This is a genomic window from Streptomyces sp. NPDC007872 (genome assembly GCF_042868165.1).
Lineage (GTDB): Bacteria > Actinomycetota > Actinomycetes > Streptomycetales > Streptomycetaceae > Streptomyces.
Genome location: NZ_JBIAEA010000013.1, coordinates 1 through 24708, shown reverse-complemented (window position 1 = coordinate 24708; position 24708 = coordinate 1). Strand labels below are relative to the sequence as shown.

The following is a 24708-nucleotide window of genomic DNA, read 5'->3' as shown; positions in this document are numbered from 1 at the left end:
GTCTTCATGGCGTTCACCCGTGCCACCGGGAAGCATCGTGGTTCGAGCCGGATGGCGCGCCGCGGCGCGGGCATCGCGGGCGTGGCGACGCTCGCCACCACCGGCGTCATCGGAACCCTGGCCTCCCCGGCGCTCGCCGCCGACACGGACAACCGCTCCCCCGAGGACACCGGTCTCACCAAGGTGATCACCGAGGACTCCCTCGTCGACCGGCTCAACGCCCAGGCCGACGCCCAGGACCGGGAGGCCTTCGAGGCCGCCGCCCTGCAGAAGGCCCGGGCCGAGGCGAAGCGCAAGGCCGAGGCCCGCGCCAAGGAGATCCGCGAGGAGCGGGCCCGCGCCGCCCGCGAGGCCGAGCGCCGCCGCCTGAACTCCTTCCAGCTCCCCGTCTCCGGCTCGTACGTGTCCACCGGCTACCAGACCGGTGGCTCGCTCTGGTCCTCCGGCAGCCACTCCGGCGTCGACTTCCACGCCGCCTACGGCAGCCGGGTCGTCTCCGTCGGCTCCGGCACCGTCGTCGAGGCCGGCTGGGGCGGCGCGTACGGCAACAACATCGTCATCCGGATGCACGACGGCACGTACACCCAGTACGGTCACCTCTCGTCCATCGGGGTGTACGTCGGCCAGACCGTCGAGCCGGGCCAGCAGATCGGCATCTCGGGCTCGACCGGGAACTCGACCGGTCCGCACCTCCACTTCGAGGCGCGCACGGGCGTCGAGTACGGCTCCGACATCGACCCGGTCGCCTACCTCCGCGCCCGCGGCGTCACCGTCTGACCCACGCCGCCGCCCCCGGCCGCGGGGGTCCCGCGTCGCAAAAGCCCCGGCTCGTGCTGAGCCGGGGCTTTCGTCGTCCCCCCGTCGGCCAAAAGGTGGCCATGGATTCCATGGGGGCATCGGAAATTCCGGCGTACTGCAATAGAGTCGCGGATCAGGCGCAGAACAGGCGCCGCTCGAATTGACTCGCGCGACCAAGGCGGAGGTCGGACATGCGCATTCCCGCGCATTCGGTATGCACGGCGATCCGGGACGACATCGTCACCGGAGTCTTCGAGCGGGGCGGCCGGCTGACCGAGGAGCAGCTCGCCCGCCGGTACGGGGTCTCCCGCGTCCCGGTCCGCGAGGCGCTGCGCACCCTGGAGTCCGAGGGCTTCGTCCTCACCCGCCGCCACGCGGGCGCGCACGTCGCCGAGCCCACCGAGCAGGAGGCGGCCGACCTGCTCGACATGCGGGCGCTGCTCGAACCGCTGGGGGCCGCGCGGGCCGCCCAGCGGCGCACCGACGCCCACCTCAAGGTGCTGCGCGGCCTGGTCAGGCTGGGGCAGGAGCGGGCCAGGCGCGGCCAGGGCGAGGACCTGCGCTCCCTCGGCGGCTGGTTCCACGAGACGCTCGCACAGGCCTCCGGCAGCCCGCCGCTGACGGCGCTGCTCACCCAACTGCGGCACAAGATCGCCTGGATGTACGCCGTCGAGCAGCCCGAGCGGCCGGTGGAGGCCTGGGCCGAGCACGGCGCGATCGTGGACGCCGTGGCGCGCGGGGACGCCGAGCGGGCGAGGGCCCTCACCGCGCTGCACGCGGAGCGCTCGATGTCGCTGCACCGGCTCAAGAGGCCGGACCGGGGGCGTGTGAGGGTTTCGCAACACGTCGTCAACACGGCGAGTGCCCGGAATTAACACGCGCGCCGTATACAAAGAATAGAAATCCCACGGGGCTTTTCGTGCTGCCCGGAAACTTCGCGCCGCCCGAAATCGGGAGCGGCGGGGGAGCGGAAAAGAAAAAGGCCGCGGCCGCCGGAATTCCGGCGGCCGCGGCCTTTCGAAGTGCGGGAACCGCGAGGGGTCAAACGGTCTCGGGGAGCTCGTCCAGGCCCTCGGCGACCAGCTTCGCCAGACGGTCCAGGGCGGCCTCGGCGCCCTCGGCGTCCGACGCGAGCACGATCTCCTCGCCGCCCTGCGCGCCCAGGCCGAGCACCGCGAGCATGGAGGCGGCGTTCACGGGGGTGCCGTCGGACTTGGCGATCGTCACCGGAACGCCGGAAGCCGTGGCGGCACGGACGAAGATGGACGCGGGGCGGGCGTGCAGGCCCTCGGCCCAGCCGACGTTGACGCGGCGCTCAGCCATGGTGTTGCCCTTCAAGTCTCAAGCGGGTTGTCTAGACCAGTCTCTCACGCGATGCGAGGTGCTCACGCCGACCTCCGGCCCGGACCGGACCGCCCTTCGGCCCTCCCACCTTGCAACGCCCGTCCCCGCCGCGCGACCGGTGCCCCGGGCGCGCCGCCCCCGTAGGCTGACCCCATGCAGAGCGCGTCGGAGCAGCCGGAAGCGGCGGGACCGGGAGCCACGCCGGCACGGCCGGCACCACCGGAGCACGCCTATCCCGACCACTGGGAGGCGGACGTGGTGCTCCGCGACGGCGGCACCGCGCGCATCAGACCCATCACCGCCGACGACGCCGACCGGCTCGTCAGCTTCTACGAGCAGGTCTCGGACGAGTCGAAGTACTACCGCTTCTTCGCCCCCTACCCGCGCCTCTCCGCCAAGGACGTGCACCGCTTCACCCACCACGACTTCGTGAACCGGGTGGGGCTCGCGGCGACCGTCGAGGGCGAGTTCATCGCCACCGTCCGCTACGACCGCATCGACGACCGCGGACTGCCCGCCTCCGCCCCGGCCGACGAGGCCGAGGTCGCCTTCCTCGTCCAGGACGCGCACCAGGGGCGGGGCGTCGCCTCCGCCCTGCTCGAACACATCGCGGCGGTCGCCCGCGAGCGGGGCATCCGGCGCTTCGCCGCCGAGGTGCTCCCCGCCAACACCAAGATGATCAAGGTCTTCACCGACGCGGGCTACACCCAGAAGCGCAGCTTCGAGGACGGCTCCGTACGGCTCCACCTCGACCTCGAACCCACCGACCGCTCCCTCGCCGTCCAGCGCGCCCGCGAGCAGCGCGCCGAGGCCCGCTCCGTACAGCGGCTGCTCACCCCCGCCTCCGTCGCCGTGGTCGGCGCCGGCCGCGCACCCGGCGGCGTCGGCCGGACCGTCCTGCGCAACCTCCTCGGCGCGGGCTTCACCGGACGCGTGTACGCGGTGAACGCGGCGCTCCCCGAAACCGGCGACGGTGACGGTGACGGCGGTCCGGTCGAGCTCGACGGCGTCCCCGCGTACCGCTCCGTCGGTGCCGTCGGCGAGCCCGTGGACCTGGCGATCGTCGCCGTTCCCGCCGAACGGGTGCCGGAGGCCGTCGCGGACTGCGGCGCACACGGGGTGCGGGGCCTCGTCGTGCTCTCCGCCGGATACGCCGAGAGCGGCCCCGAGGGCCGCGAGCGGCAGCGCCGGCTCGTCCGGCAGGCTCGCTCGTACGGCATGCGGATCATCGGGCCCAACGCCTTCGGCATCATCAACACCGCCGACGACGTCCGGCTCAACGCCTCGCTCGCGCCGCAGATGCCGGCCGCCGGGCGGATCGGCCTCTTCACCCAGTCCGGCGCGATCGGGATCGCCCTCCTCGCCGGACTGCACCGGCGGGGCGCCGGGCTCTCCTCCTTCATCTCGGCCGGCAACCGCGCCGACGTCTCCGGCAACGACTTCCTCCAGCACTGGTACGACGACCCCGGCACCGACGTCGTCCTCCTCTACCTGGAGTCGATCGGCAACCCCCGGAAGTTCACCCGGCTCGCCCGCCGCACCGCCGCCGTCAAGCCGGTCGTCGTCGTCAAGGGCGCCCGGCACAGCGGCAGCGCCCCGCCCGGCCACCGGGTGCCCGTCACCCGCATCCCGCACGCCACGGTCTCCGCGCTGCTCCGGCAGGCCGGGGTGATCCGCGTCGACACCGTCACCGAGCTCGTGGACGCCGGGCTGCTCCTCGCCGCCCAGCCGCTGCCCGCCGGGCCCCGGGTCGCGATCCTCGGCAACTCCGAGTCGCTCGGCCTCCTCACGTACGACGCCTGCCTCACCGAGGGGCTGCGCCCGCTGCGGCCCCTCGACCTGACGACCGCGGCGGTCCCGGCGGACTTCCGGGACGCGCTGGCGGCGGCCCTCGCGGACGAGACGTCCGACGCGGTCGTCGTGACCGCGATCCCGTGGGTCGGCGAGGACGGGGCCACCGAGTTCGGCGACGGCGAGGTCCTCGCGGCCGCCCTCCGCGAGGCCGTCGCCTCCGCCCCCGCCCCGGCGAAGCCGGTCGTCGTCGTCCACGTCGAGATGGGCGGCCTCGCGGAGGCCCTGGCGGTGGCGACGAGCACGAGGCCGCCCGCGGCGGGGCGGGGGAGCGGGACGGGTACGGATACGAGTACGGCCACGGGTACGGATACGCGTGCGGCCACAGGTACGAGTACGGCCACGGTTACGAGTACGGGAGCCGGGCCGGGCGCGGGAGTCCCGGCGGGGGAGAACCGTTCCGCCGCACCCGCCGGCACCGTCACGCCCGAATCCGCGTCCTCCGCACCCTCCGCCCCCACCACCGACCCGGCGCCGGAACCGTCCGCCCCCGCCCAGGACCCCGCACCGGTCACGACCACCGACCCGGCCCGGTCCCCGGTCACCGTCACCATCCCCGCCTACCCCGCCGCCGAGCGGGCCGTGCGGGCGCTCGCCGAGGCCGTGCGGTACGGGCAGTGGCGGCGGCAGGCGGCCGACCCCGGCCGGGTGCCCGAGTACGAGGACATCGACGAGGCGGGAGCCGCCGCCCTGATCCGGCGGGTGCTCGGCGGTACGGACGCGGACCCGAGGGGCGTCACCCTCGGCACCGACCAGGCCGGCGAACTGCTCGCCCGGTACGGGATCACCGCCCTGCCCACCCTGCCCGCGCCCACGCCCGGCGCAGCCGTCGCCGCCGCCGCCCGGCTCGGCTACCCCGTCGCCCTCAAGACGACCGCGCCGCACCTGCGCCACCGCCCCGACCTCGGTGGCGTCCGGCTCGACCTGGCCGACAAGAAACAGCTCCGCACCGCCTACGCCGAGCTGACCGAGGTCCTCGGCAAGCCCGAGGAGCTCCAGTTGGTCGTCCAGGCCATGGTCCCCCGGGGCGTCGACACCGTCGTCCGCTCCGCCATCGACCCGGCCGTCGGCGCCGTCCTCTCCTTCGGCCTCTCGGGCGCGGCCTCCGAGCTCCTCGGCGACACGGCCCACCGCCTTGTCCCGGCCACCGACCGGGACGTCGCGGAACTCGTCCGCTCCCTCCGGACCACCCCGCTGCTCTTCGGCTGGCGCGGCTCCGCCCCCGTCGACACCCCGGCCCTGGAGGAGCTCCTGCTCCGGGTCTCCCGGCTCGTCGACGACCACCCCGAGGTGGTCGCCGTCTCCCTGGAGCCGGTGGTCGTGGCCCCCCGCGGCCTCTCCGTCCTCGGCGCGACCGTCCGCCTGGCCCCGCCCCCGCCCCGCACGGACCTCGGCCCGCGCAGCCTGCCGAACTACTGAACGCGACCGCCGCGAGGGAGGCGGATGTCACAGCCCCGGCCCTTCCCGACCGCCCCGCCGTCCCCGCAACCGGCCGAGCCGTCCTTACCCGGGGCTTAGGATGGAGTCCATGGCGAAGACCGGTACGACGACCCAGGGGCTGCGCGCGGCGATCGAGCGCAGCGGCTACTACCCGGCCCTCGTGGCCGAGGCGGTGGAGGCCGCCGTCGGCGGCGAGGCCGTCGCGTCGTACGTGGTGCACCAGGAGACCACCTTCGACGCGAACGAGGTCCGCCGCCACGTCACCGTCCTCGTCCTGACGCCGAACCGCTTCATCGTCAGCCACACCGACGAGCAGGCCGCCGACACCAGCTCCCCGACCCCGTACGCCACGACCTCCACCGAGTCCGTGAAGCTCGACCGGATCTCGTCGGTCGTCGTCAGCCGCGTGGTCGCCAACCCCGAGTCGTACACGCCGGGCACCCTGCCCCGCGAGGTGGTCCTCACCATCGGCTGGGGCGCCGTCTCCCGCATCGACCTGGAGCCCGCCGCCTGCGGCGACGCCAACTGCGACGCCGACCACGGCTACACGGGCAACGCCACCGCCGACGACCTCAGCCTGCGGGTGAGCGAGGCCGGGGACGGCCCGGACACCGTCCGGCAGACCCTCGCCTTCGCGCAGGCGCTCTCCGAAGCCACCGCGGCCACCGCCGCCACCCGCTGATGGCGCAGTCCGCCGCCGTGTCCCACGGCTGGCCCGACGACCCGGTCCCGCTCGCCCCGGAGACCGCGCCGGTGCCCGAGTACGCCACCGGCTCCCTCGGCGACCTCCTCCCCACGCTCGTCGCGGGCCAGGAGGTCCCCGGGTTCGCCCCCCGGATCGCCGAACTCGCCCCCGCGGACCGGAACTGCGTCTTCCTGATCGACGGGCTCGGCTGGGAGCAGATCAAGGACCACCCGGAAGAGGCGCCCTACCTGACCTCGCTCCTCGGCTCCTCGCGGGGCGGCACGGGCCGCCCGGTCACCGCCGGGTTCCCCGCCACCACCGCGACCTCGCTCGCTTCCGTCGGCACCGGCCGGTACCCCGGCACCCACGGGCTGCCCGGCTACACCGTGCGCAACCCCGACACCGGCGAGCTGATGAACCAGCTCCGCTGGAAGCCATGGACCGCGCCGCACGCCTGGCAGCCGTACCCCACCGTCTTCCGGCTCGCCCACGAGGCCGGGATCCACACCGCCCAGGTGTCCTCCCCGATCTTCGAGCAGACCCCGCTCACCCAGATCGCGCTCAGCGGCGGAACGTTCCACGGGCGGCTCTCCGGCGAGGAGCGCATGGACTTCGCCGCCGAGCAGCTCGCCGCCGGCGACCGCTCGCTGGTCTACACGTACTACAGCGAACTCGACGGCGCCGGGCACCGCTTCGGCATCGACTCCGACGCCTGGCGCGGCCAGCTCATGTTCGTCGACCGGCTCGTGCGGCGGCTCGCCGAGCAACTGCCGCCCCGCTCGGCCCTGTACGTCACGGCCGACCACGGCATGGTCGACATCCCCTTCGACGAGCGGCACCGCATCGACTTCGACGAGGACTGGGAGCTGCGCGCCGGCGTCGCCCTCCTCGGCGGCGAGGGGCGCGCCCGCCACGTCTACGCCGTGCCCGGCGCCGCGGCGGACGTCCTCACCTGCTGGCGCGAGGTCGTCGGCGAGCAGTTCTGGGTCGCGAGCCGCGACGAGGCGATCTCCCTCGGCTGGTTCGGGGACGAGGTCGACGAGCGCGTGTACGGGCGGATCGGGGACGTCGTCGCGGCGGCCCACGACGACGTGGCCATCACCGCCTCCGTCAACGAGCCCCACGAGTCCGCGATGGTCGGCATGCACGGCTCCATGACCCCGGCCGAGCAGCTCGTCCCGCTGCTCGAAGTGCGTTCCTGACCCCCCTTCCCCCTCCCACGTCCTCCCCGCCCCGAAAGGTCACCGCCCCGTCATGCCCGAGCTGGTCTTCTTCTCCGGAACCATGGACTGCGGGAAGAGCACCCTGGCGCTCCAGATCGCGCACAACCGCGACGCGCGCGGCCTCCAGGGCGTGATCTTCACCCGCGACGACCGGGCGGGCGCGGGCAAGCTGTCCTCCCGGCTCGGCCTGGTCACGGAGGCGGTCGAGGCGCCGCGGGACATGGACCTGTACGCGTACCTCGTCGGCCAGCTCTCCCAGGGCGGCAAGGCCGACTACGTGATCGTGGACGAGGCGCAGTTCCTCGCCCCCGAGCAGATCGACCAGCTCGCCCGCATCGTCGACGACCTCGGACTGGACGTCTTCGCCTTCGGCATCACCACGGACTTCCGCACGAAGCTCTTCCCCGGCTCGCAGCGGCTGATCGAGCTGGCGGACCGCATAGAGCAGCTCCAGGTCGAGGCCCTGTGCTGGTGCGGCTCCCGGGCCACCCACAACGCCCGTACGGTGGGTGGCGAGATGGTCGTCGAGGGCGAACAGGTCGTGGTCGGCGACGTGAACCGCCCGGCCGAGGAGATCGGTTACGAGGTCCTCTGCCGCCGCCACCACCGCAAGCGGATGACCGCGGCCTCGGCCCGCGCCGGCGCCCTCTCCCCGGACGTCCTCCCCGTCAACCACGCCTGACGCCCCCGCCCGGCCGGGGGCCGTCCGCCGACCCCCGTCCGACGGGCCCCTCCCGGGCCGGGCGGGTCCCGGGCTCAGCGCCAGGTCTGGTTGCGGCCGCCGTTGCACCCGATCGTCCGCAGCCCGTACTGGCTGTCGTCCAGGCACTCGCCGGTGGCCTGGCTCTGGAAGGTCACCCGGTCGCCGCTCTTGTACACGAACCAGCTCTGCTCGCGCGACGAGTTGCAGGCCCGGGTGTCGAGCGTGACGCCGTCGTCGTAGAGGCACTCGTCGGTCGCCACGTTCCGGAACTGGCGGGTGCCGTCGTTCCACACGTGCACGTTCCACCGCTGGTAGACGCCGCCGTTGCAGCCGTACCCGCGCAGGCCGTACTGCCGGCTGTCGTCGAGACAGGAACCGGTGGCCATGTTCCCGAAGGTCTGCACCACGTCGGCCGCGCGCAGGACGCCGACGTCGGCGCCCGTCCCGGACTGCGCGGCCGTCCGGGGCGCCGGCTGCGCCGCCATCGCCGTGGTGCCGGCGGCGAGGAACCCGGCCGTGGCCAGAAGCGCGAGGGCCCCCTGGTGGAAGGCGTACGAACGCATCTCTCTTCTCCTCTCGTCGTGCCGCCGCGGACGGTTCCGGCGGCGCGGGCCCACCGTAGGTTCGGGACCGGTGGCGGGGCCAAGCTTTCGAGCCCCGTCGAAACCAGCGGAACGGCGCCGTGGTGTCCGCCCCCGGACGGCCCGGTCAGAGGAGGCGCGAGCCCGGATCCAGGAGGGCCGTGCCCAGCGGCGTCACGGTGTGGAGGACCGCCTTGCCCTCCCGGCGGGTGGCGAGCAGACCGGCGTTGCGGAGCACGGCGGTGTGGTGGCTCACGGTCGCGGGCGAGATGCCGAGCCGGCGCGCCAGGTCGGTGGTGCCGCGGCCGTCCGCCGCCGCCTCCAGGATCGCGGCGCGCGTGCGTCCGAGGAGTTCCTCCAGCGCCTGACCGGTGGACGTGTCGCCGCCGCCCCACAGCGCGCTGCCCGCCACGGCGTCGAGGTCGGTGGGGACGGCGAGGACGGGAGCCCGGGCCGGATCCAGGACGGGGTGCAGCAGCTCGGCCCGCCGTGTGGAGAACATCGTGGGGGCGATGACGAGACCGCGTCCGTCCAGGTGGACGTCCGCCTCGTGCGGATGGTCCAGTTCGAGGACCGGCGGCCTCCAGCGCAGCGCCGGCCCGCACAGGGTCTTCAGCAGGTGCTCGACCCCGCCCTCGGCCATCGCGTTCACCAGTGCGACGCGGACGTCGGCCAGATGGGCGCGCACCCTGTCCCAGTGCGGGGCGACGGTCACGCCGTGGCAGGCCCGCAACGCCGCGGCGACCTGGAGCCAGGTCTCGCGGTCGCCGTCCACGAGGTTGCGGGCCCAGGAGCGGTGCGCGGGACGGAAGCGGATGTGCTCGAACTCGACGCGGAGCAGCTCCCGGGGCGCGCCGAGCAGCCGGTCCACCGCCTCCTCGATGCACGGCGAGTCGCCCGCCAGGCTCCACACGTCGACCTCGGGCCCGAGCGGCGGCAGCAACGCGGCGAGGGGGCGCATCCGCTCGTCCAGCCGGCCCCGGACCGACACCTGCCAGCGCCGGAAGGCGAGGCCGGCGTCGGGGGCCCGCAGCAGCTTCACGCTGTCGAGCGTCTCGGCCGCCGCGCCGATCGTCGCGGCCACGCGGGTCCGCATGAGGTCCTGGGCAGTGAAGTGGATCCGTTTCACCGGGCATTCCGTCCACGCGTTCCCGTTCGCACACGTCAGTCTCGCGGCCGGGACGGCGGTCGCACAACGACCGATCAGGCCAGAGGCCGTCCGAAGCGCGCGGGGACGGGGCGGGGACGTGACCGGACGGGAACGGGGACGGAGCGGGGGTGGGGACGTGACCGGACCAGGCGAGGACGCGCCGGACGAGAGGGGCGAGCCCCCGCCACACCTGACGGCCGGCCTCGCCGCCGAGCCCTCCGGCCGGTGCCGCAAGGGCGGCCGCCGTGACCGGATCCACGGATGCGCTCCCCGAGCCGACTCCTCCGCACGCCACGGGAAAGTCCCGAACTCCGGCACAGCCGTTCCCGAGAAGACCGTCACCCCGTCAGCACGCCGTGCGGTCAGCAGGGCCGGGGAACGGCCGAGGACACGTACCACACGACGGACGGACGCGCCGAGGTGGTTGTCCGGGCCGGTCGTACCGGTGAACTGCACCCGCACCTTCACGGTGTGGCCCCCTCGTCCCTCACGCCCTTCCCACTCCCGTCCGCTCTGGCGCACTTCGAGAACCGCCCGGCCGAACAGGACAGGATCCCCCGGGTCGTCGAGGAGTGCACCGGGCAGGCCGGGCCGCTGGTCGTCGGACGGAAGGGGGTCAGCTCGCGCCCGCCGTCGTACGCGCCGACCACGGAGCGGCCGAGCGCCGCCGCGTACAGGGCGGCGAGGACGTCGAGGGTGAACTCCGAGCCGGACGGCAGGGCGAACCGGACGGCGACGCGCGCGTCACCGTCGAAGACGGGCAGGACGTCGAGGAGCCGGTGCGGGGCCCCGGCGGACCGGACGGCGACGAGCACGGCCCACTGCCCGCACATGGTTCATTCCGCCGGAAACGCCGTCAGATCGTCGAGCTCGGTGGCGTTCACGGGCGCCGTCCCCGTCAGGGTGCCGAGCAGGGCCTGGGCGAGGGCGGTCGCGGTGGCGATGCGGGTGTCCTCCCGTTCGTCGCCGGTGACGCGGCCGATCACGGCGTCCCGTACGGACCGCGAGGTGTCGGGCTCCCCGAAGAGGTCGGGGAAGGAGAGCGCCATCATGCACACGCCCACGTTGGCGGAGAGGATCGACCGGCCGGCCAGCTCGGGGGGCATGCGCAGGCGTCCGGCGTCGCGGCAGCGCTCCACGGCCTTCAGCAGGATCGCCTGTGCCTCCTTGACGGCCTGCGGCTTGGCGTCCCCCGTCGGCGTGAACATCAGGCGGTAGAGGTGCGGGTTGCGCAGCGCGAACGTGACGTGGCTGTCCCAGGCCGTGCGCAGGTCCGCCACCGGGTCGTCGGTGAGCGGGTTCCGCCGCTTCTCGGCGAGGAAGCGCGCGAAGCCGAGGTCGGCCACCGCCGTGAGCAGCCCCTGCTTGTCGCCGAACTGGCGGTAGATCTCGGGCATGCCGACCTTCGCCCGGTCGCAGATGGCCCGGGTCGAGATCGCCAGCGCGTCCTTGGTGGCGAGCAGTTCCCCGGTGGCTTCCAGGATGCGCTCTCGGGCCGTCGACATGCTCCCACGGTAGCAGCGCTAACAGGCCGGACCTGGGCGAATCCCCCGTCCGGTGCGCGACCTCGCAGCGACGCACGCAGTCCTGTAATCATCGCTTACGAACTGTGTTAGCGTCGTCAACGTTCACGGGGCGGCCCCGTCGGCGCCGCCCCGCCCGACCGAAAGGAACCGCCATGACCGCGTCCACCACCCTGCGCGACGTGATCGGCCTCCCCCAGGAGCCGCCGCGTCTGAGCGAGTCGGTCCTGATCATGATCGACTTCCAGAACACCTACCGCACCGGCGTCATGCGGCTCGACGGGGCCGAGGAGGCCGTGGCCGCCGGCGCCCGGCTGCTCGCGGCCGCCCGCGCCGCCGGCACCCCGGTCGTCCACGTCGTCAACGACGGCGGCGAGGGCACCCCGTACGACATCCGGGCCGAGATCGGCTCCATCAGCGCCGAGGTCGCCCCGGTCGCGGGCGAGAAGGTGGTCGTCAAGCAGTTCCCCGACGCCTTCCACGCCACGGACCTGGAGGAGACCCTGAAGGACCTCGGCGCCGGGCGCGACCTCGTCCTCGCCGGGTTCATGACCCACATGTGCGTCCTGTTCACCGCCCAGGGCGCCTTCAGGCTCGGCCACCGCCCGACCGTCGTCGCCGAGGCCACCGCCACCCGACCCCTGGAGGCCCCCGACGGCACCGTCCTGCCGGCCGACGCGCTGGCGGCGGCGAGTCTGACGACGGTCTCCGACCTGTTCGGCACCGTGGCCCGCACGGTCGACGACCTCGTGGCCCCGGCGCCGGTCGCCTGACCCGTACCGGAGGGCGCACGGCACCGGGAGTTCACCCGGGGTGCGCCCGGGCATCTCCTGCCGCTCGGTCGCGGGTCGCCCGCCTCGGCGGTAATGGCGTCGGCCCGTGCGTGACGACCCCGCCTCCGGGCGTCCCGCCGTACGACCCCTGGAGGATGCGTGCCCCCCGCCGCCGACACCGTGCTCGACGAGGTCGTGGACGAGGAGGACGCGGGGCCCGGCCCCCGGGCCGGGACCCCGGCCCGGGGAGCGCGGGCCGCAGGCGCCGCCGGCCTGCTCACCGCCGTCCTCTTCTGCCTCGCCACCGCGCTCTCCCGCAGCCACCCCTTCGGCCCGGTGACCAGGAACGTCGTCGACCTGGGCCAGCAGTACCTGCCGTACCACGCCTACTGGCGCTCCTTCCTCCGCGGGGAGACGCACGGCGACGCCTTCCTCAACTGGAACTCCGGCTTCGGCGCCGGCTTCCTCGGCGACATCGGCACCTATCTGAGCAGCCCCGTCGACCTGCTCGTCGTGTTCTTCCCGGCGGACCGGATCGAACTCGCGCTGTACGTGGTCACCGCCGTCAAGATCACCGCCGCCGGGGCCGCGACGGCGCTCCTGCTCCTGCGGCTGCGCCCCGGGCCCTGGCCGGTCGCCGCCGTGCTCGGCACCGCGTACGCCCTCTCGGGCTGGACCTTCAACTTCGGCTCCACCGTCCCGATGTGGCTCGACGGGCTCGCCGCCTTCCCGCTGCTCTGCCTGGTCGGCGAGTGGGCCCGCACCGGCCGCCGCCCCGTCCTCGGACCGCTCGTCGTCGCCCTCGCCTGGATTGCCAACTTCTACACCGCGTACATGGCGACCCTCGGCGCGGCCGTCGTCCTCGTCGTCCGGTTGCTCACCGCCGAGGAGACCGCCACCGCCCGGCAGCGCCTCGCCGGGGCGCTGCGCGCCGCCCGGGGCGTCCTCGTCGGCGTCGGACTCGCCGCACCGCTCGTCGTGGTCGTCTTCCTCGGCACGAAGACCGCCGACCCCACCCCGGAGGTCACCTTCGCGCCCGCGGCCTGGACGGACGTCCTCGCCCGGTTCCTGCCCGCCACCGCGAGCACGTCGAGCCCCGCCCTCTTCATCGGCACGCCCGCCCTGTTCCTCGCCCTGACGCTGCCCTTCAACCGGGCCGTCGCCCCGCGCGTCCGGGCCGCCCTGACGGCCGCCGTCGTCCTGGTGACGCTCTCCCTCCAGTGGGAGCCCACCCATCTGCTCTGGCACGCGGGCGCCTCGCCCAACGGCGTCCCGTACCGCCAGGCCTTCGTCCTGTGCGGCCTGCTGCTGATCGCGGCCTGGTTCTCGGTCGCCGGGGGAGTGCCCCGGCCGGCCGCGCTCCTCGCGGGCGGCGCCCTGCTCGGCGGCCTCGCGTGGGCGGCCCGGGGGAGCGTCGACGTCGACCCGTGGACCTTCCCCGTCCTCGGCGCGGCCGCGCTCCTGGCGCTGGTCGCCGCCCTCCTCGCCCTGACGGCTTCCAGGACCGGCGGCCGTCTCCCCGACCCGGCGGCCCCTTCCGGGACCGGCGGCGCTCTCCCCGACCCGGCGGCCTCTTCCACGACCGGCGGCGCTCTCCCGTCCCGCTCCTCCCGCCTCCTGCCCCTCCTCGCCGTCCTCCTGCTCGTCGCCGCCCAGGCGGGCGAGGCGGCCGTCACCGGGAAGCGGATCGAGGAGCAGCAGCGCGGCGAGGTCGCCTGGTCGCCCCGGATCGGCCCCTGGCACGAGGCCGTGGCGCGCGAGACGGCCCGCGCGGACGCCTGGCCCCGGTACCGCACGGAGCCCGGAGAGGTCCCCGGCGGCAACGACGTCCTGCTCGTCGGCGGACAGGGCGCCGACTACTACAGCAGCCTCACCTCCGAGGCGACCTCCCGGACCCTCGTCTCCCTGGGCTTCGGCGCCTACGCCAAGGGCCGGCACCTGGTCACCCTCGACAACCCCGTGACCGACGCCCTCTTCTCCGTCGGCACCCGGATCCGCTCCACCCCCACGGAGCCGGTGCGGCAGGACGCGCCGCCCCGCGCCGCGGTCACCGTCACCACCACCCCCGTGCCGCCCCTGGTCACCGTCCGCCCGTCGCCGCGCCCCGCCGGCCCCGCAGGGGACTCCGCCTTCGCCCGGCAGGAACGCCTGCTCGGCGCCTCCATGTACGAGCTCCCCGCGCCCCGCCGCACCGGACGGACCCTCACCGCCCGCTGCCCGGCCGGTTCCCAGGTCTGGTTCTGGGCGCCCGAGTACCGGGGCACGGCGGCCCTCGCGGGGCAGGAGCCGGTGCGCTTCGACGGCAGGCCGCCCGCCGTCACCGCCCCCATGGGCGCCCTCGGCACCGTGCCGGACTCCGGCGAGGTACGGATCGCCCTCGGCCCCGAGGGCCGGGCGCGGCTGCCCCGGGAACCGGTCGGCTGCCTGGTCCGAGCCCGGCTCGACGCCGCCGTGGACCGGCTCACCGCCACCGGCGCCACCCGGGTCCGCGCCACCGGACACACCGTCACCGCCGCGCTCCCGCCCGGCAGTACGGGCGTCGCCGTCCTCGCCGTGCCCCGCACCTCCGGCTGGAGGTGCGCCGCCGGAGACGCCGGCCTCCGCCCCGCGCGCGCGTACGGGGGCCTCGTCGCCGTCCCCCTCGACGGGCGGGCGGACACGGTCCACTGCTCCTTCCGGCCGCCGGGCCTCCGCCTCGGCGGCGCCGTCGGCGCGGCCGCGCTCCTCGCGCTCGTGGCGACGGGGATCCTGCACCGCGGGCGGAACCGTGGATGACGGGCCGTCCCGGCTTCTCCGGGAGGACGGGAAGAGTTCACCCGGCATGCACACGGGGCTCGTTCGACCGGAGGGACGGAGCGTTACCGTCCACGCCGTACCCGCCGTCCACCGGTCGGACGACAGCCCGACGACAGCCCGACAACAGTCCGATCCAGCACCAGCATGGGGAACCCGAGTGCCGAAACTGTCCGTCGTCGTACCGTTCCACAACGTCGGGGCCTACGCCTCCGACACCCTGCGCAGCCTCGCCGCCAACGCGGATCCCGCATTCGAGTTCCTGCTGGTCGACGACTGCTCGACGGACGACACCCCGGAGATCCTCGACCGCTGGCGCGACCGCCTGCCGAACGCCACCGTCATCCGGCACGAGACGAACCGCGGCGTCGCCCAGGCCCGCAACACCGGGATCGACGCGGCGCGCGGCGACTACCTCACCTTCCTCGACGGGGACGACTGGTACGCGCCCGGCCACCTGAGCGCCGCCGTCGCCGGAATCTCCCGTCTGGGCTGCGACTTCGCCCGTACCGACCACGTCCTGTCGGAGGGCCGGAAGCGGCAGATCCGCTACGCGCCCGCCAAGCGGCGCGACACCGTGATGGACTCCCGGGACGGCATCGCGCCGGCCCGCATGGTGACGATGGTGGACTATCCCTTCGTCCCCTTCGGCATCTACAGCGGGCGCCTCTTCGCGGACGGCGCGTCCCGTTTCGAGACGTCCCTGAGGACCGCCGAGGACCGCCTCTGGGTCTGGCGGCTCCACCTCAAGGCCCGCACCTTCGCGGCGCTCTCCCTGCACGGGGTCTTCTACCGGCGGGGCGTCACCACCTCGCTCACCCAGATCACCGACAACCGGCAGCTCGACTTCATCCCCTCGTACGACCTCCTGCTCGACGAGGTCGCGCGGGACGCCGACGCCGACCGGTTCCTGCCGAAGGCGGTCCGCACGTACTGCGCGATGATCGCCTTCCACATGGGCAAGGCCGGGAAGTACGACCCCGCCGTCGCCGAGCGACTGCGCGCCGACGTCGGCGACGCGATGCGCCGCATGCCGCAGCGGGTCCTCGACGAGACCCTCGCCACCATGGACACCCGCCGCAGCACCCTCCTCCGGAGCCTGCGCGAGACCGGAAGGACCGCCTGACCCATGGCCCCCGACACGGCCTCCGTCCCCGTCCGGGACGCCCGCCCCGTCCAGATCTTCCAGGTGTCCACCCTCTACGGCGCCGCCACCCTGGCCGCCGCCCTCGACGCCGGGCTGTTCGGCCCCCGCGAGGACGCCCGCCGGCTCCTCCTCGTCTCGCACAACGCCGAGATCCCGGAGACCGCGCTGCGCCTGGAGACCATGACCGGCTACGGACGGATCGCCGCCCGCTTCGACGGCACCCTCGACTGGAACGAGACGATCCACCCGTACCACCCCGCCGCCTGGGCCCCCCGCCCCGAGGAGGCCCCGCTCTGGCAGCGCGTGCTGCGCACCGCCTGGGACCTCGGCGACGCCCCCGTGGAGCTGGCCGTGGAGTCCATCCAGGTCAACCCCGCGAAGGCGCTCGCCGGGACCTTCCCCGAGAGCTCCCTGCACGTCTACGCCGACGGCCTGATGAGCTACGGCCCCACCCGCAACGACCTCGCGCAGTCGATCGCCTGCCGCGTCCGGCGGGTCCTCCACCTCGACCTGGTGCCGGGCCTGCGCCCCCTCCTCCTGAGCGAGTACGACGTCGAGCCCGAACTGGTCCCCGACGATGCCTTCCGGGCCGTCCTCGCCGAGATCGCCGAGGAGGCCGCCGACGACCCGGTGATCACGCGGGCGGCCGCCGCCGGGCCCACCGCCCTCCTGCTCGGCCAGTACCTCGCCGCGCTCGGCCTCCTCACCGCCGAGGAGGAAGAGGAGCTGCACGTGCGGATGCTGCGCGGGGCGGCCGCCGCCGGACACCGCTCGATCGTCTTCAAGCCGCACCCGACCGCTCCCGCCCGCTACTCCCGGGCCCTCGACGAGGAGGCGGAGCGGACCGGCGTGCGCCTGACGGTCCTCGACGGGCCGCTGCTCGCCGAGACCTTCTACGAACGGTGCCGGCCCCGGCTCGTCGTCGGCTGCTTCTCCACCGCGATGCTCACCGCCGCCGTCCACTACGGCGTGCCCGTCGCGCGCGTGGGCACGGCCGAGGTCCTCGAACGGCTCACCCCCTTCGAGAACAGCAACCGCGTCCCGCTCACCGTGGTCGACCACCTCGTCGCCGACCTGGAGGGGGGCGAGGAGCCCGCCGTCCCCGGACCGGCCCCCGCCTCGCTCACGCCCCTGGTCCGGGCCGTCGGCTACTGCATGCGGCACGGGAGCCACCCGGAACTCCGGGAGGAGGCCATCCGCTTCCTGTCCGCCCACCACGACGCCCCCGGCACCGCCCGCCACTTCGACGCCGAACGGCTGACCCTGCTCGGCCTGCCGGGCGGAACGGCGGCCCCGGCCCCGGGCGGCGCGTCCCGGCTGCGCCGCGGCCTCGCGCGGAGCCGCCGGGGCTGATCCACCACGGCCGAACGGGCCTGCGGGCCGCCCGGGTCAGTGCCCGGTCGACCTCACCACGGTGAAGACCGCGCCCTCCGGGTCCGCCACCACGGCGAGCCGCCCCGCCGTGCCGTCGCGCGGCGGGGACACGACCCGGCCGCCGAGCTCCACGACGAGCCGGGCGGCCGCGTCCGCGTCGGCCACCTCGAAGTACGTCATCCAATGCGGCCCCCGGCCCCGGGGCAGCGCGTCGCCGACGCCGTGCAGGGAGGCCACCGGGGCCCCGTCCACGAAGAGCGTCGCGTAGTCGTGCTCGGGCGAGCCGGCCGTCTCCAGCTCGAAACCGAAGACCGACCGGTAGAACTTGCCGATCGACGTCTCGTACGTGAGCAGCTCGTTCCACACCGGGGTCCCCGGCGGCCCCGCCGTCGCCGTGCCGTGGTGCGCCTCCGCCTGCCAGATGCCGAAGACCGCGCCCGTCGGGTCGGAACAGATGGCCATCCGGCCCGCCTCGGCCGCGTCCAGCGGGCCCACCGCGACGGTGCCGCCGCAGCTCCGGATGGACTCGGCGGTCTCGTCTGCGTCCTCGGTGGCCAGATAGGGGGTCCAGGCGATGCGCAGGTGCCGGTCGACCGGCAGCCGGCCGATGCCCGCCACCTCCCTGCCGCCGAGCAGGGCGCGGACGTACGGGCCGAGCTGCTCGGGGCCGGGCACGAACTCCCAGTCGAAGAGCGCCTTGTAGAACTCCTGCGTGGCGTCAAGCCCGTGCACCATCAGGCTCACCCAACAGGGTGCGCCGGGTGGGCGCCGAGTCGCCTCGGTCATCGTCACCCTCTCCTCGGACCATCGTCGTGGCCGTGCCCCCTTCCGGCGGTGAAACCGGTGGTGGCGCGGTGCGCCCCGGACGCACCACGTCGTGGCGCGCTTCCGCGGGGAAGACGCCGGGTCCGTCCCGCGCGGCCGTGCGGCTGCGCGAGTATGGCATCCATGAAGCCCATCATCTCCGCAAGCGAACTGCTGAGCGAGTCGGCCGGGGCCCGGCCGCCGGTCCTCCTGGACGTCCGCTGGGCGCTCGGCGGCCCGCCCGGACGGCCCGCCTACGAGGCCGGTCACCTGCCCGGCGCGGTCTACGTCGACCTGGACACGGAACTCGCGGGCCCGCCCGGGAGCGGCGGCCGCCACCCCCTGCCCGACCCGGAGGCCTTCGGCGCCGCGATGCGCCGTGCGGGCGTCTCGGCGGACCGGCCGGTCGTCGTCTACGACGGCGGCTCCGGCTGGGGCGCCGCCCGCGCCTGGTGGCTGCTCCGCTGGGCGGGCCACCCGGACGTGCGGGTCCTGGACGGGGGCCTCGCGGCCTGGACGGGCGAGCTCACGGAGAAGGTCCCCGCGCCCGAGCCGGGCGACTTCCGGCCGGAGCCGGGCGCCCTCGGCCTGCTCGACGCCGACGGGGCGGCGGCCCTGGCCCGCTCGGGGCTGCTCCTGGACGCGCGGGCGGCCGAGCGCTACCGCGGGGACGTGGAGCCGATCGACCGCGTCGGCGGGCACATCCCGGGCGCGGTCTCGGCCCCGACGACCGAGAACGTCGACGCCGGAGGCCTCTTCCTGGCCGCCGACGCCCTGCGGGACCGGTTCACCGCCCTGGGCGCGGCCGGGGGGACCCCGGTCGCCGTCTACTGCGGCTCCGGCGTCTCCGGTGCCCACGAGGTGCTCGCCCTGGAGATCGCGGGCATCCCGGCCTCCCTCTACGCCGGCTCCTGGTCGGAGTGGTCCGCCGACCCGTCCCGCCCGGTGGCCACGGGCCCGGACCCGCGGTAGCGCGGCCGGGCCCACGCACGCGCGTGGCCCGGCCCGTCGACCGCCGGACGTCCACACGCGAACGGAGAGGGCCCGCGCCGTGACGACGGCGCGGGCCCTCTCCGTACACCTCGGTACGTCTCCGTACGAAGGTCAGTCCTGCTTCTTCCGCCGCGTGCCGAAGACGATCTCGTCCCAGCTCGGCACCGCCGCGCGCCGTCCCGGGCGGACGCCGTCCGCCTCGGCCTGGCGGTCCGTGGTGCCGGTGAGGCGGTCGCGGTGGCCCGAGACCGCGCGGGGCATGAGGACGTCGGCGTAAGCCGCGCCCGCGCCCGCCGAGGCGGCCGGGGCCGGCGGCTCCTCCGCCTCGGGCTCGTCCGAGGGCTCGGAGGAGTCCGGCTGCTCGGGTACGACCATGTCGCCGCGGAAGCTCGGCACGGCCTCCAGGAGGCTCGTCAGGGAGTCCCGCTCGTCCTCCCCCTCGGACGGGGGCGCGGGGGCCCGCTCCAGTTGGCGGTCCAGGGCGCGGTCGAGCGGCCGGTCCCGGGGCAGCCGGGCGATGCGCGGCACGAACGGGAAGCTGGGCTCCGGCGCGGCGGCGATCGTGTCGTCCGTCTCGCCGATCAGGGCCCGCGCCTCGTCGTCCACGGCCTGGACGAGCCGCCGGGGCGGGTCGTACGTCCAGCTCGCCGTGTGGACCTCGCCCGCGACGCGGTAGACGAGCAGCACCTCCCAGGTGCCGTCGTCCCGCCGCCAGGAGTCCCACTGCACGGTGTCCTTCTCGGCGCCGCGCAGCAGCAGCCGCTCCTGCACCGCCTCGCCGAGCTGGGGCCCGCTGTTCTCCCCGGGCCTGCGGACCGGGGTCTTGCGGGCCCGCTCCGCCATGAAGGCGCGCTCCGCGAGGACGGGGCCCTCGAAGCGGCGCACGCGGTCGACGGGGATGCCGGCGAGCTGGGCGACCTCCTCGGCGGAGGCACCGGCTCTTATCCGCGCCTGGATGTCGCGGGGGCGGAGGTGGCTCTCCACCTCGATCTCGATCTGGCCGAGGCGCGCGCGGTCGTTGCGCACGGCGGCGCGGAGCCGCTCGTCGATCGGAAGTGTGTACTCCGTGCTGTCAGCAGCCTTCAGCACCAGTCGTGTGCCGTCGTTGGAGACGGCCACGACACGCAGTTCGGGCATGGGGACCTCCCGGGTGGTGCCTGCCGACGTCACGTGCGTCGCTGCTTCCGCTAGTCGAGTGTGGCCTGCCCGGGTGCAGCCTGCCACTACCTTGCCGAGTTGCCCGCGTGTCGGGCGTGGACCCTGGAACGCCGTTATGGCACGGTGACCTCTTAGCTACCCGGAGTGACTGGCGGTCACTCTGTGCAGCCGGTTCCCGCGCGATGTCGAGCGCCGCCGGTTCGAGTGCCGTCTCCGGCTCTCTTCCCGTGATCCCGGGCACCCGTGAGGGCGTCCGGACCCAGGTTTCGTCAATGTACTCCATTCGGGCCACCTGGGTGGACCGGCGCGCCGCCCAACTTCTCGGGCGGTGCGGGAGTTGAGTCTCCGCGATCTTCCCCCGTACGTGTCGCTCTTCACAGAAAGAGTGGAAACGGAACTATTCCCTTCTCCCATTTGTCCCTTCTGGGTGCAAGGCACTCGGATGAGTCAGCAGGGGTTGGAGATGCGCCACAGGCCGGACACCGACACGGACGAGCCGAAGGAGGCGAAGGCGGAGGAGCGGGAGGGGAACGAAGAGAACGAGGAGAGCGGCAGGAGAAGGATCGACCTGAGCGTGGCCCAGGTCTCGGGCAGCGCCCTGGCCGCGGTCATCGCGGCCAAGCTCGCCTCGACCCTGGGGGTGTACGGCACGATCATCGGCGCGGGCGTGATCAGCGTCATCGCGACCTGCGGCGGCCCGTTCTTCCAGTACGTCTTCCGGCGCACCGGCGAGCAGGTCCGCGACGCGACCGCCGCCGCCAGGCCGAGGGCCCGCAGGGTCCCGTTCGCGGTCGGCCCCGCCTCCGCGGCCCGTGCCGCGGCCGAGCGGGACGACCCCACCCTGCTGCTCGCCACGGTCCCCTCGCCCCTCCCCGAGCGGGAGGAGTTCGGCGAGGCGACCACCCACGGCACCCGGGTCCGGGGCTGGAAGCGCCCGGCGATCGCCGCCGCCCTGGTCTTCGGCGTCACCATGGGCGGCATCACCACCTACGAACTGGTCGCCGGGGAGGACTTCAGCGGTAGGCAGGGGACCACGACCTTCGGCTCGGCCGTCCGGGGCGGCGGGCACGACGGACGGGACGCGCCGGACCCGGGCGGGGAGACCACCCCCGCGCCCTCCGGCTCCTCCGGCGGCACCGGGCGGCCGGGGGAGGGCGCCACCTCCGGGCCCGGCCCCACCCCGAGCGGGGACGGCCGGAGCTCCGGGCAGCCGGACACCGGGCGGACCGGGACCGGGACCCCGTCGGCCGAGCCGACCCCGTCCCTCCCCACCGACGGCGGGACGACGTCCGCGCCGGTGCCGACCGGCCCCACCACGGCACCGACCCTCCCGACCGGGGAGCCGTCCACCGGCACGGGACCGACCGGCGTCCCGACCGCCCCGTCGGTCCCGGCGCCGGCGGGACCCGACACCGGCACCGGCCCGGAGCCCGGAGCCGAATGACGCCGGAGGAACGGGAGACGGCCGCCACGCACCCGCGTGGCGGCCGTTTTCACACGCCGGCCGTCGCATCAGTCGCCCAGGACCCGCCGCAGGTGGTCGTTGGCGAAGAGCCGGTCCGGGTCGAGCCGGTCGCGCAGCGCCGTGAACTCGGCGAAGCGCGGATAGGCCTCGGCGAGGTATGCGGCGTCGCGGGTGTGCAGCTTGCCCCAGTGGGGGCGGCCGCCGTGCGCCGTCATGATCCGCTCCACCGCGGTGAAGTACGCCCGGTGGGGCGTCCCCTTGTAGAGGTGGACGGCGATGTAGGCGGTCTCCCGGCCCGAGGCCGTGGACAGCGGGATGTCGTCCGCCGGGGCCGTGCGCACCTCCACCGGGAAGCTCACCTTGAGCGGCGACCGCTCCACCATCGCCTTGACCTCGCGCAGCGCGGCGACCGCCGCCTCGCGCGGCAGCGCGTACTCCATCTCCACGAAGCGCACCCGGCGCGGCGAGGTGAAGACCTTGTACGGGATGTCGGTATACGTACGGGCCGACAGGGCCCGGCTGGAGACCTTGGCGAGCGCGGGGACGACCGGCGGCACCGCCCTGCCCAGCGAGCAGGCGAGCTGGAAGACCCCGTTCGAGAGGAGCTCGTCCTCCACCCAGCCGCTGATCCGTCCGGGCGGGGCGGCGGGACCCGCGCTGCGGTTGTTGCGCTTGGTGTTGCAGTTGTCGGTGTGGGGGAACCAGTAGAACTCGAAGTGCTCGTTCTCCGCGTGCAGCGCGTCGAACTCCGAGGTGACCCGGTCGAAGGTCATCGGCTCCTCGCGGGCGGTGAGCAGGAAGACCGGCTCCACCGCGAAGGTGATCGCGGTGATCACGCCGAGGGCGCCGAGCCCGATCCGGGCGGCCGCGAAGACCTCGGGATTCTCCTTCTCCGAACAGGTCAGCAATTGCCCGTCGGCCGTCACCAGTTCGAGGGCGCGGATCTGCGCCGCCGTCGACGCCGAGTCGCGGCCCGTGCCGTGCGTACCGGTGGAGGTGGCCCCGGCGACGGTCTGCTCCATGATGTCGCCCATGTTCGTGAGCGACAGGCCCTCACGGGCCAGCGCCACGTTGAGCCGCTTCAGGGGGGTGCCGGACTCGACCGTCACGGTCATCGCCTCGCGGTCGATCCGCCGGATCCCGGTCAGCAGCCCCGGCCGGATCAGCACGCCGTCGGTGGCCGCGATCGAGGTGAAGGAGTGGCCGGTGCCGACCGTCTTCACCCGCAGCCCGTCCTCGGCCGCCCGGCGCACCGCCTCGGCGAGCTCCTCGGCCGAGGCCGGGCTCACCTCGCGGACCGGGCGGGAGGTGACGTTCCCCGCCCAGTTACGCCACGGACCGCTCGCCGTCCTGCTGCTCCCCGACCCCGCTGTCGTCGTCCCGCTCACGCTGCCCCTCCCGGTTCGGCGCCGGCCTGCGCAGCCGGCGGTGTCCGAGGAGACCCACCGCGACCGCGACCGCGCCCGAGACGACGGGCACCACGTACCCCGCTTCCGCTCCCGACGCGTCGACCACCCAGCCGGCGGCCGAGGAGCCGAGCGCCACGCCGATCGCGAGACCCGTACCCGTCCAGGTCATGCCCTCGGTCAGCTTGGTGCGCGGTACGTGCGCTTCGACGAGGGCCATCGTGGTCACCATCGTAGGTGCGATGGAGAGGCCCGCGACGAAGAGCGCCACGGCCAGCAACGGCAGGTTCCCGGCCAGTAGGAGGGGGATCATACTCACGGCCATCGCGCAGACGCCCAGCAGCCACCTGCGGGACGGCTCGCCCTTGAGGTGGAGCAGTCCGAAGACGGCCCCGGCCAGGCAGGAGCCCAGCGCGTAGACGGCCAGGACGAGGCTGGCGGCGGCCTTGTGCCCCCGCTCCTCGGCGAAGGCCACGGTCACCACGTCCACCGAGCCGAAGATGGCGCCGGTGGCGACGAAGGCGAGGACCAGGACCCGCAGGCCGGGGGAGCGGAGCAGGGAGGCGTCCCGCTCGCCGCCCCGCCGGGGGTGCGGCCGGGGCTCCGTGGCGCGCTGCGCGGTCAGCCAGAAGACGCCGATCGCGAGGAACACCCCGGCGAGCAGCGGACCGGCCTCGGGGAACCAGGTCGTCGACAGGCCGATGGAGATGATCGGGCCGAAGATGAAGCACACCTCGTCGACGATCGACTCCCAGGAGTACGCCGTGTGCAGGCTCCGTCCCTCGCCCCGGTAGATCTCCGCCCAGCGGGCCCGGATCATCGCCCCGACGCTCGGCACGCAGCCGATCGCTGCGGTGAACAGGAAGAACGTCCAGTCCGGGGCCCCCTCCCGCACACAGAGGAGGAGCCCGGCGCCCGCGGCGAGCGACACCAGCGTCACCGGCCGGAGCACCCGGCGCTGCCCGTGCCGGTCGACCAGGCGCGAGACCAGGGGGCCGAGGACCGCGGCGGACGTCGCGAGCGTCGCCGAGAGCGCGCCGGCGAGCCCGTACCGGCCGGTGACCTGCGAGATCATGGTGACGATGCCGATGCCCATCATGGAGAGGGGCATCCGGCCGAGGAGACCGGCGACGGAGAACGACGCGGTTCCGGGCGCCGCGAAGATCGCGCGGTAGGGACTGGGCAAGGGGGTCTCCGGAAATCTCCGTGCTTCGGAGCTGGCTCCGCGCGACGACTCGACACGCGCCCCGCGCGACCGCCGGGCACGTGTAGTTAACAGCTAAAGCCTACGGCGTTGAAGTGAGTGGGGCATCCCCCTTTACGGACGGCCGGCGACGACCGCCGTCCCGCCCCTTCCGACGGGCCGCGCCCCCGCCGCCGGGGACGGGTGGGAGGATCGGTGCCATGTCCGATCAGCACGATCCCGCCCCGTACGACGCCCTGCTGCTGCTCTCCTTCGGCGGTCCCGAGGGCCCGGACGACGTGGTCCCGTTCCTG

General features: G+C 74.5%; 21 protein-coding genes. 12 read left to right on the top strand and 9 right to left on the bottom strand.

Going from position 1 to position 24708, the window contains the following annotated elements:
• Positions 1 to 6: 6 nt before the first annotated feature.
• Positions 7 to 777 (top strand): M23 family metallopeptidase, encoded by a 771-nt coding sequence (locus tag ACFYNX_RS31950; protein WP_388666685.1) that lies wholly within the window; start codon positions 7 to 9, stop codon positions 775 to 777.
• 212 nt (positions 778 to 989) lie between these two features.
• A complete protein-coding gene (locus tag ACFYNX_RS31945) occupies positions 990 to 1673 on the top strand; it encodes a GntR family transcriptional regulator (RefSeq protein ID WP_388666682.1) in 684 nt (227 codons plus the stop codon).
• A 166-nt stretch (positions 1674 to 1839) separates the two neighbouring features.
• On the opposite strand, the gene ACFYNX_RS31940 is transcribed toward ACFYNX_RS31945, so the two are convergent.
• Positions 1840 to 2121: an HPr family phosphocarrier protein gene (locus tag ACFYNX_RS31940; protein ID WP_030222698.1), complete on the bottom strand. Its 282-nt coding sequence runs from the start codon at positions 2119 to 2121 to the stop codon at positions 1840 to 1842.
• Between the two features lie 174 nt (positions 2122 to 2295).
• On the opposite strand from ACFYNX_RS31940, the gene ACFYNX_RS31935 reads away from it, so the two are divergent.
• The 4 genes from ACFYNX_RS31935 (at position 2296) to ACFYNX_RS31920 (ending at position 8023) form a co-directional block, all read left to right on the top strand.
• Positions 2296 to 5412 (top strand): GNAT family N-acetyltransferase, encoded by a 3117-nt coding sequence (locus tag ACFYNX_RS31935; RefSeq protein WP_388666679.1) that lies wholly within the window; start codon positions 2296 to 2298, stop codon positions 5410 to 5412.
• Between the two features lie 109 nt (positions 5413 to 5521).
• The gene (locus ACFYNX_RS31930; protein WP_388666676.1) at positions 5522 to 6115 is read left to right on the top strand and encodes a DUF5998 family protein; all 594 of its coding nucleotides are present in this window, start codon (positions 5522 to 5524) and stop codon (positions 6113 to 6115) included.
• Positions 6115 to 7320 (top strand): nucleotide pyrophosphatase/phosphodiesterase family protein, encoded by a 1206-nt coding sequence (locus ACFYNX_RS31925; RefSeq protein WP_365547389.1) that lies wholly within the window; start codon positions 6115 to 6117, stop codon positions 7318 to 7320. Before ACFYNX_RS31930 ends, ACFYNX_RS31925 begins: the two co-directional genes overlap by 1 nt.
• Before the next feature lie 52 nt (positions 7321 to 7372).
• Positions 7373 to 8023: a thymidine kinase gene (locus ACFYNX_RS31920; protein WP_125668367.1), complete on the top strand. Its 651-nt coding sequence runs from the start codon at positions 7373 to 7375 to the stop codon at positions 8021 to 8023.
• A 74-nt stretch (positions 8024 to 8097) separates the two neighbouring features.
• On the opposite strand, the gene ACFYNX_RS31915 is transcribed toward ACFYNX_RS31920, so the two are convergent.
• The 4 genes from ACFYNX_RS31915 to ACFYNX_RS31900 form a co-directional block, all read right to left on the bottom strand.
• Positions 8098 to 8607: an RICIN domain-containing protein gene (locus ACFYNX_RS31915; RefSeq protein ID WP_388666673.1), complete on the bottom strand. Its 510-nt coding sequence runs from the start codon at positions 8605 to 8607 to the stop codon at positions 8098 to 8100.
• A 145-nt stretch (positions 8608 to 8752) separates the two neighbouring features.
• The gene (locus tag ACFYNX_RS31910) at positions 8753 to 9754 is read right to left on the bottom strand and encodes an ArsR/SmtB family transcription factor (protein ID WP_388666671.1); all 1002 of its coding nucleotides are present in this window, start codon (positions 9752 to 9754) and stop codon (positions 8753 to 8755) included.
• A 485-nt stretch (positions 9755 to 10239) separates the two neighbouring features.
• Positions 10240 to 10608 carry a hypothetical protein gene (locus ACFYNX_RS31905; RefSeq protein WP_388666668.1) on the bottom strand — a complete coding sequence of 123 codons (369 nt, stop codon included), beginning with the start codon at positions 10606 to 10608 and terminating at the stop codon, positions 10240 to 10242.
• 3 nt (positions 10609 to 10611) lie between these two features.
• Positions 10612 to 11280: a TetR/AcrR family transcriptional regulator gene (locus ACFYNX_RS31900; RefSeq protein ID WP_388666665.1), complete on the bottom strand. Its 669-nt coding sequence runs from the start codon at positions 11278 to 11280 to the stop codon at positions 10612 to 10614.
• 173 nt (positions 11281 to 11453) lie between these two features.
• On the opposite strand from ACFYNX_RS31900, the gene ACFYNX_RS31895 reads away from it, so the two are divergent.
• The 4 genes from ACFYNX_RS31895 to ACFYNX_RS31880 all read left to right on the top strand — a co-directional run bounded on the left by ACFYNX_RS31895 (position 11454) and on the right by ACFYNX_RS31880 (position 17364).
• Complete coding sequence (locus ACFYNX_RS31895) at positions 11454 to 12071, top strand: isochorismatase family protein (RefSeq protein ID WP_388666662.1); 618 nt, start codon at positions 11454 to 11456, stop codon at positions 12069 to 12071.
• A 159-nt stretch (positions 12072 to 12230) separates the two neighbouring features.
• The gene (locus ACFYNX_RS31890; RefSeq protein ID WP_388666661.1) at positions 12231 to 14846 is read left to right on the top strand and encodes a YfhO family protein; all 2616 of its coding nucleotides are present in this window, start codon (positions 12231 to 12233) and stop codon (positions 14844 to 14846) included.
• A 178-nt stretch (positions 14847 to 15024) separates the two neighbouring features.
• Entirely contained in the window at positions 15025 to 15990 is a 966-nt protein-coding gene (locus ACFYNX_RS31885) for a glycosyltransferase family 2 protein (RefSeq protein WP_388666659.1), read from the top strand.
• A gap of 3 nt (positions 15991 to 15993) precedes the next feature.
• On the top strand, positions 15994 to 17364 hold the full coding sequence (locus ACFYNX_RS31880; protein WP_388666656.1) for a polysialyltransferase family glycosyltransferase: 1371 nt from the start codon (positions 15994 to 15996) through the stop codon (positions 17362 to 17364).
• A 36-nt stretch (positions 17365 to 17400) separates the two neighbouring features.
• Here the strand turns inward: ACFYNX_RS31880 and ACFYNX_RS31875 are convergent, their stop codons facing one another.
• Positions 17401 to 18171 (bottom strand): VOC family protein, encoded by a 771-nt coding sequence (locus tag ACFYNX_RS31875; protein ID WP_388666653.1) that lies wholly within the window; start codon positions 18169 to 18171, stop codon positions 17401 to 17403.
• 162 nt (positions 18172 to 18333) lie between these two features.
• Between ACFYNX_RS31875 and ACFYNX_RS31870 the strand changes: the two genes are divergently transcribed.
• Positions 18334 to 19161, top strand: a complete 828-nt coding sequence (locus ACFYNX_RS31870; protein WP_365547415.1) for a sulfurtransferase — start codon at positions 18334 to 18336, stop codon at positions 19159 to 19161.
• A gap of 132 nt (positions 19162 to 19293) precedes the next feature.
• Here ACFYNX_RS31870 and sepH read toward each other — a convergent pair whose 3' ends face one another.
• Positions 19294 to 20352 (bottom strand): septation protein SepH, encoded by a 1059-nt coding sequence (sepH, locus tag ACFYNX_RS31865; RefSeq protein ID WP_125666790.1) that lies wholly within the window; start codon positions 20350 to 20352, stop codon positions 19294 to 19296.
• A gap of 430 nt (positions 20353 to 20782) precedes the next feature.
• Between sepH and ACFYNX_RS31860 the strand changes: the two genes are divergently transcribed.
• A complete protein-coding gene (locus ACFYNX_RS31860) occupies positions 20783 to 21784 on the top strand; it encodes a hypothetical protein (RefSeq protein ID WP_388666648.1) in 1002 nt (333 codons plus the stop codon).
• Positions 21785 to 21852: 68 nt separating this feature from the next.
• Here the strand turns inward: ACFYNX_RS31860 and ACFYNX_RS31855 are convergent, their stop codons facing one another.
• Positions 21853 to 23193, bottom strand: coding sequence for a D-arabinono-1,4-lactone oxidase (locus ACFYNX_RS31855; RefSeq protein ID WP_365547422.1), 1341 nt, complete (start codon positions 23191 to 23193; stop codon positions 21853 to 21855).
• Entirely contained in the window at positions 23132 to 24397 is a 1266-nt protein-coding gene (locus ACFYNX_RS31850) for an MFS transporter (RefSeq protein ID WP_388666645.1), read from the bottom strand. Before ACFYNX_RS31850 ends, ACFYNX_RS31855 begins: the two co-directional genes overlap by 62 nt.
• Between the last annotated feature and the right edge of the window lie 311 nt (positions 24398 to 24708).

Bases quoted from the DNA above. Each gene is read 5' to 3' on its own strand.
- ACFYNX_RS31950 (WP_388666685.1), top strand. From the start codon at position 7: ATGGCGTTCACCCGTGCCACCGGGAAGCATCGTGGTTCGAGCCGGATG.
- ACFYNX_RS31945 (WP_388666682.1), top strand. From the start codon at position 990: ATGCGCATTCCCGCGCATTCGGTATGCACGGCGATCCGGGACGACATC.
- ACFYNX_RS31940 (WP_030222698.1), bottom strand. From the start codon at position 2,121: ATGGCTGAGCGCCGCGTCAACGTCGGCTGGGCCGAGGGCCTGCACGCC.
- ACFYNX_RS31935 (WP_388666679.1), top strand. From the start codon at position 2,296: ATGCAGAGCGCGTCGGAGCAGCCGGAAGCGGCGGGACCGGGAGCCACG.
- ACFYNX_RS31930 (WP_388666676.1), top strand. From the start codon at position 5,522: ATGGCGAAGACCGGTACGACGACCCAGGGGCTGCGCGCGGCGATCGAG.
- ACFYNX_RS31925 (WP_365547389.1), top strand. From the start codon at position 6,115: ATGGCGCAGTCCGCCGCCGTGTCCCACGGCTGGCCCGACGACCCGGTC.
- ACFYNX_RS31920 (WP_125668367.1), top strand. From the start codon at position 7,373: ATGCCCGAGCTGGTCTTCTTCTCCGGAACCATGGACTGCGGGAAGAGC.
- ACFYNX_RS31915 (WP_388666673.1), bottom strand. From the start codon at position 8,607: ATGCGTTCGTACGCCTTCCACCAGGGGGCCCTCGCGCTTCTGGCCACG.
- ACFYNX_RS31905 (WP_388666668.1), bottom strand. From the start codon at position 10,608: ATGTGCGGGCAGTGGGCCGTGCTCGTCGCCGTCCGGTCCGCCGGGGCC.
- ACFYNX_RS31900 (WP_388666665.1), bottom strand. From the start codon at position 11,280: ATGTCGACGGCCCGAGAGCGCATCCTGGAAGCCACCGGGGAACTGCTC.
- ACFYNX_RS31895 (WP_388666662.1), top strand. From the start codon at position 11,454: ATGACCGCGTCCACCACCCTGCGCGACGTGATCGGCCTCCCCCAGGAG.
- ACFYNX_RS31880 (WP_388666656.1), top strand. From the start codon at position 15,994: ATGGCCCCCGACACGGCCTCCGTCCCCGTCCGGGACGCCCGCCCCGTC.
- ACFYNX_RS31875 (WP_388666653.1), bottom strand. From the start codon at position 18,171: ATGACCGAGGCGACTCGGCGCCCACCCGGCGCACCCTGTTGGGTGAGC.
- ACFYNX_RS31870 (WP_365547415.1), top strand. From the start codon at position 18,334: ATGAAGCCCATCATCTCCGCAAGCGAACTGCTGAGCGAGTCGGCCGGG.
- ACFYNX_RS31860 (WP_388666648.1), top strand. From the start codon at position 20,783: ATGAGTCAGCAGGGGTTGGAGATGCGCCACAGGCCGGACACCGACACG.